Here is a 13799-nt window from a genome sequence, read left to right on the forward strand (position 1 = left end):
AAATCTGTCCCCTTCCGATTGCATCAGAGGCTGCTTGGGATTTTCGGTACAGCGGGGATTGAACCATGCCATTACTAGGCTCAAGGATTCTCGAACGAAAAATATTGGTTTTGAAATACCCAATGACATTGAGAATATTCAATGGTGGCACTAAATTTGATGCTGGTAATGGTGCCATTGGATATGGGTACAAAGGGCTTGAGGTGATTATTAACCCAGCAACAAAGAAGATTGTTACCTTTAGGCCGGCGAAAAATAGGGAGTGAAATATGATTGACTTATTCGATAAGGGTAATGAGTTTTCACTCAAAGTGAAAGGGTATGAATTTTCCGGTGCGCAGGATGAGCTAGATGCTAATTGGTTGGTTGTCAGTATAGATGTCGAACATAAGGCTGGGGAGTCATGGAGAGCGTGTGGGCCCTATCTGCGCACTAATGAACTATTAGGGCTGTTGAGATGGTTGAGAAGTTTAAAAGCTGGAGTGTTACCTTCAAGGATTGCATTCACGGAAGGGGAGTTGGCATTTTCGTATTTTGGTGATAAGCAGCTGACAGTAATACTTGACTTTAATTTTCATCCTAAGGGCGCAGCGTATGATTACTCAAGTGACAGAGAGTTTTCATTGCCTTTCAATGTTGATAATAAAGGCTTGGCTAATTTGATTCGTTCTGTTGAAGAGACCATAAGGGAGTTTCCCGAGCGCTAAGCTGCGGCATAAGGAGATGACAGCATAGAAGGTGACAGGTTTATTTGGTTATTGTCTGTAACTAATAAATCTGTCCCGAATGGCACTTACTTAACAGCTAACCGGCTGATCTGATTACAAAAAAATGAAAAAAAGGCCGCCCTTGGTCGACGGTGATAGTTGCGAACACCCACCACTCGAACAAGGACAGCCCGAATTCATCCACCCGCCATCGTCATGACTTGGCCTGCGCCGAGTACGTTGGTTATCGGGTGGCCCGCCAATGCAGGATTTGCTGTTGAATGTTCCAGTGAATAATCTGCTCGTAGAGCTTCTCGACGAAAGCGACATCAAGTTCGGCTTCTACCGCCCATAGTCGCCGCTCCTCAAGCATGGCCGCGACGCGTTCAGGTGCTGGAATGTCCTGTTCGTTGGCTTTGAACTGCGCCGCAGCCTTTACGTAACGCAGGCGTTTTTGTAGCGAGTCGAGGATCTGGCGGTCAAAAAAGTCGATGCCCGCTCGAATGTCATTGAGGTTCTCGCAGGCTTGTGGCGGTTTTAGTGGCAGCATGGTGCTGGTCTCTTTCAATAATGAGTACGCAAGTTGAATGACGCCGTCGGCAATCGCTCGACGACCGCTTGTTCAGTGAATGCTCGCTTAGATCGAAGGGTACTCAGTTGAGCTTCGGCAACCACTTCGTCGATCAAGGCGTCGATCATGCTGCAGTCGTGATGATGAGGTGTGGTGATCAGGTGTGCCGAATTACCGGAGGTGGCCAGGCAGTATTTCGTCGCAATTCTTTCTGATGGGCAAGGGAACACGACGGTGATGGAGTTTTCGTTGCGCCAGGCATCAATGCCCGAGGCCTGGAAGCGGTCGACGGCGTATTGCGCCGTGTCCAGGCTGTGTTTGATCCGATGGCGCCATTCAGCCAATGAGTAGCTGCGCAGTGCCGCCCACATCATCAGGGGGGTGTGGCCGTTGCGCGAGCCGCTGATGGTCTTGTCATGGGCCCGGATATAGTCCACTTCCACTGAAATGCGCGCGACATTGTTGCGTTTGGCCACGACAATTCCGCAAGGAATGGGCGAGCCGATCATCTTGTGGCCGGAGACGCAGATCGAGTCGATGCCGTCGGCAAACGAGAAGGGTTGTGGGTGATCGACGAAGGGCAGGATCATCCCGCTCAGGGCCGCATCAGCGTGCAGGTAGTAGTCGTGGCGAGCAATGCCTGCCTGTTGCAGGCGTTGCTGGATGGTCTCGATATTATCCACGGCTCCACGCATCGTGGTGCCGATGTTGGCGAAGATGATGGGGTGACGCTCCTGGTCGGCGGTTATTTTTACCATCAGGTCGTCGTAGTCGATTTCGCCATTGGGCAACGATTCGACCGCACGGCATTTGATCCGCAATAATTTGACGATCTTTGCCACGGAGTAGTGAGTGTCTTTCGAGTAGTACAGGGTGCCGTCCGGAAACAGTTCGCGTCCCAGGTAGCAGCCAAACATGTTGCCTTCCGTCCCGCCATTGGTGACGTAACCCCAACTGTCTTCAAGGGCAATGTTGAACAGCTCGGCAAAATACGTCATGACGTCTTTTTCAAAATCGAACGAGTTCAACAGGTAGTTGCTGTACTCGTTCCAGTCCCCGCAGTTGTTAATTGAAAATTGCAAGAAACGGTGCAGCTGGGAGTAATCAAAATCGGCTGATTCGGGATACCCAATGTTGAAATACTGATGTGTCACGCAGTGCTGCCAGAAGCCTTCAAGCTTGCGTTGGTCGGCAGGGGATAAAGTCATGTCTAACTCCTTTTAAATCGACTGGGTGACGCCGCCCGGTCAGGCGGCTATCTGCCTCGCGTCTACCAATGACCACCAACTGCTGAGCGTGGGCGAATCCGCCAGTTCTTCGAAGCTGACGGCAATACCACGCTCCTTGAGTTCGGCAGCGAGTCTCATCACTTGCAAGGAGTCGAGGCCATAGAAAATCAGGTTTTCCTCAGGGTCCAGGTCTTCACAGTCCTCGACGAGTTGCAGCACGCGGGTCTGCAACCAGGCGCGGGTGGTTTCCGCTGCCAGAAGCTGACGCAGGTGCTTCTTGTCAATCTTGCCCACGGGGGTCAGCGGCATGGTCGCGATTAGCCGGATGCGGTCGGGCAGTTTGTATTCGGCGATGCCGAGTTCCATCAGGTGACGTCTGAGCGCGGGCGGCTTCAGGCTCGGGTTGCGTGAGACGACGAACGCGCAGCTTTTTTCTCCCAGCCTGTCATCGGGCATGGCCACCAAGCCCGCGTGAGTCACATCCGGATGGAGGACGATGAGGTTTTCGATTTCCTCCGAAGCGACTTTTTCACCGCCACGGTTGATTTGGTCCTTGACCCTGCCGACCACGCGCAAATCGCCGCTCGGCATGAGTTGGACGAGGTCGCCGGAGTAGTAGTAACCCTCGTTATCGAACGCCTGGGCATTTTGTTCGGGGCTTTGGTAGTACCCGCAAAAGGTGTAAGGGCCACGTGTGGCCAGCATGCCAGGTTCTCCGTCCGGGACGGGGAGGCCTTGTTCGTCAACGATTTTGATTTCATCGTCGGGGCTGATCGGACGCCCCTGGGTAGTAGAAATCTGTTCGTCGGAGTCATTTAGCCGGGTGTAGTTGATCAGGCCTTCGGCCATCCCGAATACCTGTTGCAGCTTACAACCGAGCACGCCGGGCACCTGGCGTGCCAACGAGTCGGCAAAACAGGCGCCACCGACCTGGAGGAACTCAAGCGATTGCAGTTGTTCTTTATGCTCCGGCGCTGCCTGCAGCCACAAGGCGACTGCACTTGGCACCAAGGCCACAGTATTGACCTCTTGGCGCTGGATGATCGAAAAACAGGTCAAGGGCTCCGGGCTGGGCGCCATGATGATGCAGCCGCCAGCATGCAGAACACCGAGGGCGCCGGGGGAGCTGAGCAAGAAGTTATGGGCGGCAGGTAGCGCGCATAGAAAGCGCGTGCGTGACGTAAGTTCGCACACTTGCGCGCTTGCCCTGGCGTTGTAGTAATAGTCGTTGTGAGTGCGGGGGATGAGTTTGGGGGTTCCCGTGCTGCCGCCTGACAGTTGGAACAATGCGACCTCGCCGGGCCCCGAGGGGGAGACGTTCACGTTGCTCTCGCTCGGCGTATTGATCCAGTCGGCGAGGTTGTTTTCGTGACGTTGCTCGCCCAACAGCAAGATGATGTCTGGACTTGAACCCACCTCCTGGAAGTCGGCGATATAGCTGTCGTCACGGAAGACTTCATGCTCGCGGGAGGCAATCAACAACGTTGGCGCGATTTGTTTGGCGTAACTCTTGAGTTCAAGTTTGCGATGGCTGTAGAGCGCGTTGAGGGGGGCGATTCCTGACTTGAGCAGGGCAAAAAGGACAATGTAAAACTCCGCGATATTGGGCAACTGCACCAGTGCAGTGTCACCGTTGCCAAGCCCGCTGGCGGCCAGTCGCGAGGCCAGGTTGGAAGACAATTGGTCCAACTCGGCATAGCTGAAGTGGCGATCGCCGCAAATAATCGCGGGGGCATCGGGTTGCGACTGGCTGCGTTCCTGAAGGAGGTGGGTGAGCGGTTTGTCGAGCCAATAGCCTTTGTCCCGATAACGCTGTGCGCTTTCGAGAGGCCAGTGGTTAAATTCAATAGTCATAATATTCACGTGTGAAAAAATTCGAGTTAGTGGGCCAATCCGCAGGCGCGCAGCATGGTGCCAAGTTTGGTCTGGACTTCTGCCCATTCGGAGCTAGGGCTTGAGGCCTCAACGATGCCTGCGCCGGCGAACAGGCGGACCTTGTTTCGCCTGACAGTGCCGCAACGAATCGTTACGACCCATTCGCCATTGCCCTGGGCATCGCACCAACCCACCATGCCGGTGAACAGGCCGCGCTCGAAGGGTTCGACGAAGCGAATCAGGCGCCGGGCGCGCTCGGTAGGGAAGCCGCACACAGCCGGTGTGGGGTGCAAGCGGCAGGCAAGCTGCAAGGCCGATACAGCCGGGTCTGCCAGCGTGCCTTCAATGCGGGTCGAGAGGTGCCAGAGCGCGGGCGTGCTGATGAGGGAGGGGCGTTGCGGCACATTCAGCTGCGTGCACAGTTCCCCGAGTTGGCTGACGATGTCCTGGGTCACGAACCCGTGTTCGTAGTGATCTTTTTCCGATGTCAGCAACCAGTCTGCATTGCGCCGGTCGGCTTCTGGATCGGCCATGCGCTTAGCTGACCCTGCCAGCGGGTTGGACAGAAAGCTCAGGCCTTCCTTGCGGACCAGGAGTTCGGGACTGACACCGATCAGCGTGGTGCCATCAGGCATTGGCACACAGAAGTGGTAGCCGCTCGGGTTCTGGGCTTTCAGGTTGTGCTGCAGGGCACTCACATCCACATCGTTTGCAAATATCAGCTCGCGTTGAACCGAGAGCACAGCCTTGCGTACGTCGCTGTGGCGGAAGTTGACGACGGCGTGTTCCACCGCCCGTTTGAAGGCCTGTTCGTCCGGAATGTTTTTCTGTTCGATCAACTCAGGCAGCGTCGACATACCCGTTCTCGCGTGGGTGTCTCGGGGCCGCCATTGCGCGTGTTCAGGAATGTAGAGGCAGGAAGGTTCAGCAGGGTCGAAAGGGATGGCGCCAACGATGATTGGGTTGCTCTGGCCAGCTTCGCGCGCCCGATCAAGCGCTTGCGTAATTGTCTGCTGGAACAGGCTATTGGCGTCATCGCCGCCAATGGCAGGTGTTTCAATTCTCTGCAGCATCCCGGTGACCGCTAACTCGCGATCGCCGGATGTGAACGAAAAACTATGTTGTACCTCTGCGAGTTGCACCTCTTCCATCTCGTTCGTTCTTAGGGTGCCCGTTCTCATTTGGGGGAAGCCTCCGTGGCCTAGGGATAAAAGAAAATCTTGAAATAGAATCATTATCGTTCCTAATATGTGATGCTAATCATTACGATTTGTCAATCACATGAGTGAGCCATGAGAGAGTTAACTTCAATGCAAGCCGCCTGTTGGATCGGGCGGACTGCTCATGCGTTTTTAGGGAAAGTTTCAGCTCATTTGTATGCCGAGTTCGATGGCCATTGCATTGAGCTGGAGCGGCTGCGCAAGGCACTTGAGCAGGTATGTCGGCTGCACCCCATGCTGCGAGTCAGGCTGAATGCAGAAGGGCTTCAATCCATTGCTGCGATGGACCAGTCACCGCCTTTGGAGGTCGAGGATTTACGTTGGATGAGTGAAGAGGAGGTTGCGCAGCGCCTGCTCTGCAAGCGTGAGGAATGGACTCATCAGCAGCTTGATCTGTGTCAGAGGCCCGCCGCGCGGTTTTGCGTGAGCCTGCTGGCCAATGATGCGTTTCGGCTGCATGTCGATACGGACATGATCGCCATTGACCCATCCAGTTTTCGCACGTTGATAGAAGACCTGGCAGAGCTCTATGAACATCCAGAGGCCGCTCTGCCACACACGCCATCTTTCTTCGACTGGTATGACAAAGCGCGCACCGATAGCGCACTTAAAACGGCCCGTGACCGGGACCGTCTCTGGTGGCGCGAGCGTCTGCCTGATATCGCGCCGGCGCCGACGTTACCTTTTCTTGAGGCCCAGCCTGACCAGCCGCACAGCGATCGACTCAGCACATGGCTGGGCCCAGAAGAGCGCCAGGCGTTACAGCGTCTCGCCCGCGAGCGCAGAATAACGCTGTCTACCTTGATGATGGGGGTGTTTGCGGCGGCCCTCGGCGCCCAAACGGGAGACAAGCGATTTCGCCTCAATGTCCCTACGTTCTGGCGAACTCCGCTGGTGGGCGAGGTTGAGCGGATCGTCGGCGATTTTGCCAACATGCTGATTCTGGATGTCGATCTGGAGGCGGCCCGGAGCCTGGCCGAGCTGTGCAGGCAACTGGCAGGCAATATGGTGGATTTGCTCGAGCATTGCGCTTATCCCGGAGTGAACCTGATGCGCGACCTGTCCCGTCATCATGGCGCTGCGCAACTGGCCCCTGTTGTGTTTACCGCCGGGCTGGATCTGTCTGGCGCAGACCTGCTTTCTGAGCGCGTGCGGCGAGTGTTGGGCCCCATGAACTGGGTGGTTTCCCAAGGGCCTCAGGTTGCGCTAGACGCGCAGGTTGCCTGCGCCGACGGCGGCATCTTGATCAATTGGGATATCCGTCTGGATGCGTTACCACAAGCCTGGGTGTCGGAGTTTTTCAACCGTTTCGTGGTGATGGTGCGCGAGGTGGCCGCTTGCTCCGCTGTTCTGGACCAGCCACTCTCCCAGCCAGCGCTTGTCGCAAAACCACTGACCGCTTTACAGCAGGCTTATTTGCTTGGGCGCAGCGCGCAGATGCCGCTGGGTGGTGTGGCCATGCAAGAGTTTCGCGAGTACCGCGGTGCTATGGATCCGGCACTGCTGCGAAGCCGGCTGGTCGAGATGGTTCAGCGCCATGAAAGCCTGAGAGTACGCATCGACGCGCAGAAACTCGTGCAGTTCGTCAGCGATGAGGTGCAGTTGAACCTGGACGAAGTCGACCTTACGACCTTATCGCCAGAAGAGGCACTCAGCTACGTTGAGGCGCGCCGCGAGGCGTATGCGCATGCGTTGTTCGAGCTGGACCGTTCGCCTTGGAACGTCACGATCTTCAAGCTCCCGGAGGGCCAGTTGAGCGTCTTCGTACGCCTCGACGCCTTGATTCTCGATGGGCGCTCAATCGCCACTCTCATGGTCGAGCTGTTCGACGGCGCAACTGGCGAGGAGCCGTTCCCACAGGCGGCATCCGAGCCAGAGGATTTCGTCAGTAAGCGCAAGGCAGATTCCTCTTATTGGAAAACCAAGCTCGCTGCAGTCAGCGGGGCACCGCGGCTGCCGTGGATCACTGCGCTGGATCGGGTGGGCGCTTCACGCTACGAGCGACAGAGCCTGCTGATCCCCAAGCCGGCGTTCGGCGCCTATTGCAAGTTGGGCGCGCGGCAGCGGCTGTTTAAAAACACCACGCTAATGGCACTGGTGCTGGAAGTGCTCTCGCACTGGCTCGATGAGGGCGGTTTGTGTGTTGCGGTGCCTGTTGCCCCTCAAACGGTCGGTGCTTTTGCGAATCGCTCAAGCTTTATCGCGATCAATTGGAGCGCCGAGCCAGATGGCTTTGCCGAACGCGCTGCCAAGCTGCAAGTAGATGTGCTGGAAGGGTTGCAGCACCTGAGCTTCTCAGGGGTGGACCTTGCACGTTTGCTGTTTGAGTCCCATGGTCCCGGCCCGGTGCTTCCGGTGGTGATCACCAACGGGTTTTCCTGGCCAGTCTCGGCGCAGGGCAGTCCGATGAGCCTGCACGACGGTCTGACCCAGACGCCACAGGTGGCGATGGATATTCGCTTCTCGGCCAATGCCGGCGGCGAATTGGTGTTCGATATCGACTATGCACGCGCAGTGCTGGAGCCAGAAATTGTCAGCGCCGTTTTGAACGCAATCGAAAAGGCGATCGACCAGGCGACGACAAGCGGGGTTTTGGCCGTTGATGCCAAGGCGATAATCGAAAAAGGCCACTACCGGTTCAATAGTCGGGTCACTGAAGCGTGCCGCGAAGGGTTTCTCGACAGGATCGCGACCAATATCTTTGATCGGACCAATACTAAAATTGCTCTCATCAGTGGTGATCGGCTAATCAGCTATGCCGAACTCGGCCACAGCGTGTGCTGCATCATCAGGGCATTGAAAGCGCGCGGATTATCGCGTGGGCAAGTCGTCGCCATCTGTCTGCCTCGCAGCCCGGAACATACGATGGTGACGTTGGCGTGTGCTCTGACAGGCGTAATCTGGGTTCCCATCGACGTTTCAGCGCCGGCCGAGCGGTTGCGTTACCTGCTGGAAAACTGTCAGCCCGATCTTGTGGTGATTGCCCAACATGAGTCTGTCGGCTCAGTTACGGCAACACCGGCGGAACTCTTGGCTGTGCAGACCCAGGCGATGCCCGTGCTGGATGACCTGTCATTAAGCGACGCCCCGGCCTATTACCTTTATACCTCGGGCACCACAGGTAAACCCAAATGCGTGGTTCTGAACAACCGAGCCACCGCCAATGTCGTCGGCAGCACCCTTGAACATTGGGCTGTCACCGAGCGCGATGTGTTTATGTCCGTGACTCCACTTCACCATGACATGTCGGTGTTTGACGTGTTCGGATGTCTGACGGCAGGGGCAACACTGGTGCTTACCGGGGCCGGCGAGGAAAAGGACGCAGTACGCTGGAACCAGTTGATCGCCCAGCATCAGGTGACGTTGTGGTGCTCTGTGCCCGCTATTTTAGAAATGCTCCTTTCATGCCGCACCACCCATGATTTGAAGAGCCTGCGTTTGATTGCCCAGGGCGGTGATTACATCAAGCCGGCCGTGATCGCCGAGTTGCGTGAACTGCTGCCGTCATCTCGGTTGATTTCCCTGGGTGGGCCGACGGAGACCACCATCTGGAGTATCTGGCATGAAATTACGGACGATGACCGTGCGCTGATTCCTTATGGAAGGCCCTTGCCCGGTAATAGCTACTTCGTCCTAGACCCACGAGGCGAGCATTGCCCGGCAGGCGTTGTTGGCCGAATTCACACGGCCGGCGTCAATCTCGCGCTGGGGTACCTCGAAAACGGAGAGTTGGCTCAAAGCGAGTTCGTGACCGTCAGTGATGAACATGGCCAAGCCGTTCGGGCGTTCCGGACCGGTGACTGTGGGCGTTACCGCCGCGACGGTACCTTGATCTTCGACAGTCGGGTAAATGGCTACGTGAAAGTTCGCGGTGTGCGGGTATCGCTTCCGGATATCGAGATAGCGCTGATCAATCATCCGTCGCTCAGGCACGTGTTGGTCGTGGATTACGGCGAGCAGCGCCAAGGCGAGGTTTGCATTGGCGCTTTGTATGTCTGTCAGCAGGGCGGCGAAGAACCGACCACCACCGAACTCCGCAACTTCGCCCGCCAGCACCTGCCGCACTCCCATGTGCCCACGCGTTTGCTCAGGGTGGACGCGTTGCCGCTGTCGCAGAACGGCAAGCCTGATCGTCAACGGGCCCGCAGCCTTCTTACGGCTTCGGTAAATGACGCAAGTGAGCCCGCTGCGATGAGGCGCTCGACCCCACGCAACAAGGTATTGGATATCTACTTGAGCGTACTGGGGCGACCGCTGGCGGATGGGGCGAATGACAGCGTGGACTTTATTAGCCTTGGGCTACGGCCCCAGCATTTGAAGGCAATTTCGGCGCGGGTCCAAGAGGATTTCTCGGTGCGCCTTTCGCCAGGGCAGCTCCTGCGCTGTCGCAATGCACAAGACGTTGAACGCCTGCTCATGGCTGAGGGTTCCTGAGCGTGTAATGGATGTTGATATAAGCGCGGTGGCGCGCCTGCGCGCACGTCCACTGCAATAACCAAACAGTTGGGCCTAGGGAGATGGATTGGATGATGGATGTACAAAGTGTTGATATTACCGGCGTTGGCATTGGCCCCTTTAATCTGGGTTTGGCCGCGTTACTGTCCAAGCATCCTGGCGTGACCGGTGTATTCCTTGACCGCAAAGCGGAGTTTCGCTGGCATGAAGGGCTTTTGTTGCCAGGCACAACGCTTCAGGTTCCGTTTCTGGCCGACCTGGTGACGATGGCGGATCCCACCCATCAACTGAGTTATCTGAATTACCTGCATCAGCACGATCGCCTGTATCCGTTCTACTATTACGAAAACTTTCAGGTGCCTCGCCGTGAATACGATCACTACTGCCGCTGGGCGTCGCAGCAGCTGCCCGCCTGCCATTTCGGCGAGGAGATCTGTGATGTGACGTATGACGCCAACGCTGGCCGGTTTCTGGTTGAGAGCCAGTCAGTGTCAGGCTTCAAGCGCTATTATCACAGTCGGGACCTGGCGATTGGCGTCGGTACTGCGCCGCTGTTGCCCCAGTGGGCACAGGTCAAGAGCACTGCGCCGGTGATGCACTCGGCGGAGTTCGGCAAGCGCCAGCAACAGTTGTCGAAATGCCAGCGGGTCACGGTCATTGGCTCCGGCCAAAGTGCGGCCGAATGTGTGTTGGCCTTGTTCAGCGAGTTGACACCCGAGCGGATTGCAGCAGGGGCGTCGATTCGCTGGATCACACGTTCACCGGGTTTTCATCCCATGGAGTATTCGAAGCTGGGGCAGGAGTGTTTTACGCCGTCCTACATGGAGTACTTCCACAGCATTCCGCGGGAGCGACGCCGTGACATCGTTGCAGGGCAAGGGCTGCTGTACAAAGGCATTAGCTTCTCGACCATCGCTGATATCTACGACCTGATCTATGAACGCTCGATTGGCGGCAGTGATCCGGGCCTGACGTTGCTATCCAATTGCGAGGTGCAGGCCGTGGAGGAGATTGATGGCACGCTGAAAATCGATTACCGGCACCGTGAATTGAACCAGACCGGCACTCTTGAAGCCGATGCTATTGTGGCGGCGACAGGCTACGGGCATACATGGCCGCAGTGGTTTGAAAGGCTCAAGGGCGTGCTGCTTGAAACCGATGAGTATGGTGACTGTATCGTCCAGGACGATTTCACCGCACGCCGCTGCGATGCAGGTACGGGCCGTGTCTTCGTGCAGAATGCGGAGATCTTCCAGCATGGTGTTGGTTCGCCGGACTTGGGGATTGCGGCGATTCGCAATGCAACGATTATCAACCAGTTGCTCGGCCAGCCGTACTACCGCTTGCCCAAACGGTCATCGTTCCAACGCTACGGGATGCATGAAGCGTAGAGCCGATGGTTGAGGGTCTTGGTAGCATTACCAAGACCCTGATCGGGGGTTATAGGTGGATATGGTTAAGGGCGGTACGGGCTGCGTCGGGCGTCGTAAATAGCGCGAACACCTGATCAATGGTCGTGCTCAGGCGCGCCATCTGTGCTGCGCTGTAGCGGTCCGAACGGTAAGTAATGACCAGGCGCAGTGAGCGTTTGCCGTCGATCGTGTTCTCCATGATTTCGAACTGAATACCGAACATCGACTGGTTCTTGTCCGGGTCAATCTGCCGGTAGCGGATCGTCCCGGCGTCCGGTGTGCTCAGGGCGCCATTCAAGGCGTTGTTGGCGTGTATTTGAATGTACACGTCGAACAGCAGGCCGTCTGCGGGCGTCATGCCGAGGGCTTGTTGGATCTGCTCCATCGGTACATCGGCATAAGCCATGGAATCATTGATCAGGCGAGTGGTGTTTTCAATCAGTGCGCCAACGGCCTGCTGGGGGTCGAACTGCACCCGGTGCGCCACCATCGTGGTGAAGTAACCGACGGTTTCATAAAACCCTGGGTCGGTGCGGCCGGAGGCGGACGTGCCGATCACAAGGTCTTTCAAATTACCGAGCTTATGCAGGGATAACGCAATGGCCGTATAGACCACACCGAACAGCGAAGAGTTATTCCGTCTGGCGAAGGCATACAGGTTATCGGTGAGCGCCTGGTCGGGTTTGATTTCGAACCACTGCGCATTCGTCGACACTTCGCTGGCCGGCACGCTGGCCTGATAGTCAGGGGAGGGCAGTGCCAGGCCCCGGGTTGCGCCGCGCAACATGCTCGTCCAGTAGTCGAGATGCTGTTGATTGATGCCAGTGGCCTGTTGTCGTAGGGCGAACTCATGGAATGACGGTGCAGGCGCTGACCAGGTGGGTGCTTTGTCTGCTGCACGGGCGAGGTAGGCCTGAGCCAGTTCCTCCATCATCACGTTGAGTGACCATTCATCAATGGCCATGTGGTGGATCAGCAATGACAGGGTTTGGCGTTGGCGTTGCGGGTCGTAAATGAAACGAACCCGTAAGGGTAGCTCGCGAGTCAGGTCGAACTGATAGGTGGCTTCGCTTTTGAGCGTTGCACCCCGGCTTTCCTGGCTTGACCAGAACCACTTGTATTCGGACAGCTGCTCGAACGGCACGATCTGCTGGTACGCCTCAGAGCCCTCTAAGTGGAAGGTTGAACGCAGGCTGGCGTGACGCTTGAGCAGGTCACAGAAAGCTTGCTCGAACAGTGCTTCATCCACCTGGTCGAGGAAGTCCAGGGCAAAGGGCAGGTTGAAAATTGTCCCGAACTCAAAGGCTGCGTAAGCCCGCCCAAGGGAGGCTTGGGCCAGCGCGAAAGGCGCCTTCTGTACGTCTTGCTGGCGGTCCACGGCAACAGCAGTTGCATTGTTTTGCTCGATAACATGGGCGCGTGCAGCCAGGGCGGCGGCCGACGGCGCGCTGAAAAAATCATTGAACTGGACTTCAATGCCATGGCCGCTCAGCAGCTTGCCAATGATGCGTGTGGCCAGTAGCGAATGACCGCCGAAATCAAAGAAATCATCAGTGAGTTGCATGTCAGGCTCTACCAGAGCCGCTCGAAACTCATCAAGAATAATCGACGCAACATCGTCGTTGGCTGCAGGCTGGGCGGTGGACGCACGGATGGGTGACGATAGCGCTTCACCATTCGCCAAACCGTGCAACCAAGGCGTATCGCTGGCCGAGTGGCCTATATAGGCGCTCAAGACCTGGTGATACAAATGGTCTTCCTGGCAGGTCTGGTCGAGGACCTGATGGAGTATGAAACCAAGGATAGTGTCGTGCCCGGTTTGGATAATCAACGCCTTGAATGGCGGCTGGTTTTGCGCGTCCCAGGGTGCCATTTGCTGCGCGCGCAAATGCTCGGTGGCTTCTACGTCCGAGTGGAGATGCATGAGTTCAAGGCAGGACTGCCAGTCAGCGGCGTGCACTTTGTGCACTTCGCCATCGTCGTTAAACAGGTAGCGCGCATTCAGATCGGGCAGTGTTTCGATAACGCTCCTGATCGCTGACGTGAGTCGTGAAAGGTCAATGTCGGCGTCGAATCGCCAGGCGCTGAAGTGTTTGAGCACGCGTTCGGGGTATTGCTGCTGCAAGAGCCAGAAATGCTCTTCGTTATCAGTGACAGACAGTTTTGGTAACGAGTCTGGATTGAGTTCCATCATGGAAATTTCCCGCCTTATCAAACTGAACAGTAAGAAGTAGAGATGGCACCTCAGTGCCGACAGGCCGATCCTCGGTCTGCTGTAACGCTCAGAAATCCAGGCGCAAGAGAAGGTGCAAGCAACTCACATTTGCAGG

At 56.6% G+C, this 13799-nt stretch carries 9 protein-coding genes; 4 read left to right on the forward strand and 5 right to left on the reverse strand.

Features of this window, described 5'->3' with window-relative positions; translation table 11 throughout:
• The first annotated feature begins 65 nt into the window (after window positions 1-65).
• Complete coding sequence (locus ODQ19_RS14655) at window positions 66-266, forward strand: hypothetical protein (RefSeq protein WP_330210443.1); 201 nt, start codon at window positions 66-68, stop codon at window positions 264-266.
• A 3-nt stretch (window positions 267-269) separates the two neighbouring features.
• Window positions 270-707, forward strand: coding sequence for a WapI family immunity protein (locus ODQ19_RS14660; RefSeq protein ID WP_330210444.1), 438 nt, complete (start codon window positions 270-272; stop codon window positions 705-707).
• Window positions 708-951: 244 nt separating this feature from the next.
• Here the strand turns inward: ODQ19_RS14660 and ODQ19_RS14665 are convergent, their stop codons facing one another.
• The 4 genes from ODQ19_RS14665 to ODQ19_RS14680 are packed head-to-tail and all read right to left on the reverse strand — an operon-like array spanning window position 952 to window position 5533.
• Entirely contained in the window at window positions 952-1257 is a 306-nt protein-coding gene (locus ODQ19_RS14665; protein WP_116666125.1) for an isochorismate lyase, read from the reverse strand.
• A 14-nt stretch (window positions 1258-1271) separates the two neighbouring features.
• Window positions 1272-2486: a histidine decarboxylase gene (locus tag ODQ19_RS14670; RefSeq protein ID WP_330210445.1), complete on the reverse strand. Its 1215-nt coding sequence runs from the start codon at window positions 2484-2486 to the stop codon at window positions 1272-1274.
• 39 nt (window positions 2487-2525) lie between these two features.
• Complete coding sequence (locus tag ODQ19_RS14675) at window positions 2526-4361, reverse strand: (2,3-dihydroxybenzoyl)adenylate synthase (protein ID WP_330210519.1); 1836 nt, start codon at window positions 4359-4361, stop codon at window positions 2526-2528.
• Window positions 4362-4387: 26 nt separating this feature from the next.
• Window positions 4388-5533: an isochorismate synthase gene (locus tag ODQ19_RS14680; protein WP_330210446.1), complete on the reverse strand. Its 1146-nt coding sequence runs from the start codon at window positions 5531-5533 to the stop codon at window positions 4388-4390.
• A 141-nt stretch (window positions 5534-5674) separates the two neighbouring features.
• Here ODQ19_RS14680 and ODQ19_RS14685 point away from each other — a divergent pair, with 141 nt between their 5' ends.
• Together ODQ19_RS14685 and basC are read left to right on the forward strand one after the other, a co-directional pair.
• Window positions 5675-10036 (forward strand): amino acid adenylation domain-containing protein, encoded by a 4362-nt coding sequence (locus ODQ19_RS14685; protein WP_330210447.1) that lies wholly within the window; start codon window positions 5675-5677, stop codon window positions 10034-10036.
• A gap of 92 nt (window positions 10037-10128) precedes the next feature.
• Window positions 10129-11448, forward strand: a complete 1320-nt coding sequence (basC, locus tag ODQ19_RS14690; RefSeq protein ID WP_330210448.1) for a putative histamine N-monooxygenase — start codon at window positions 10129-10131, stop codon at window positions 11446-11448.
• Between the two features lie 49 nt (window positions 11449-11497).
• Here the strand turns inward: basC and ODQ19_RS14695 are convergent, their stop codons facing one another.
• Window positions 11498-13663 (reverse strand): condensation domain-containing protein, encoded by a 2166-nt coding sequence (locus tag ODQ19_RS14695; protein ID WP_330210449.1) that lies wholly within the window; start codon window positions 13661-13663, stop codon window positions 11498-11500.
• Window positions 13664-13799: the final 136 nt, after the last annotated feature.

It is taken from the genome of Pseudomonas sp. AM4(2022) (genome assembly GCF_036346515.1).
Taxonomy (GTDB): Bacteria; Pseudomonadota; Gammaproteobacteria; order Pseudomonadales; family Pseudomonadaceae; genus Aquipseudomonas; species Aquipseudomonas paracarnis.

Excerpts from the sequence above, each read along its gene's own strand:
- ODQ19_RS14655 (WP_330210443.1), top strand. The coding sequence starts at position 66 with ATGCCATTACTAGGCTCAAGGATTCTCGAACGAAAAATATTGGTTTTG.
- basC (WP_330210448.1), top strand. The coding sequence starts at position 10,129 with ATGATGGATGTACAAAGTGTTGATATTACCGGCGTTGGCATTGGCCCC.
- ODQ19_RS14660 (WP_330210444.1), top strand. The coding sequence starts at position 270 with ATGATTGACTTATTCGATAAGGGTAATGAGTTTTCACTCAAAGTGAAA.
- ODQ19_RS14695 (WP_330210449.1), bottom strand. The coding sequence starts at position 13,663 with ATGATGGAACTCAATCCAGACTCGTTACCAAAACTGTCTGTCACTGAT.
- ODQ19_RS14665 (WP_116666125.1), bottom strand. The coding sequence starts at position 1,257 with ATGCTGCCACTAAAACCGCCACAAGCCTGCGAGAACCTCAATGACATT.
- ODQ19_RS14680 (WP_330210446.1), bottom strand. The coding sequence starts at position 5,533 with ATGGAAGAGGTGCAACTCGCAGAGGTACAACATAGTTTTTCGTTCACA.
- ODQ19_RS14685 (WP_330210447.1), top strand. The coding sequence starts at position 5,675 with ATGAGAGAGTTAACTTCAATGCAAGCCGCCTGTTGGATCGGGCGGACT.
- ODQ19_RS14675 (WP_330210519.1), bottom strand. The coding sequence starts at position 4,361 with ATGACTATTGAATTTAACCACTGGCCTCTCGAAAGCGCACAGCGTTAT.
- ODQ19_RS14670 (WP_330210445.1), bottom strand. The coding sequence starts at position 2,486 with ATGACTTTATCCCCTGCCGACCAACGCAAGCTTGAAGGCTTCTGGCAG.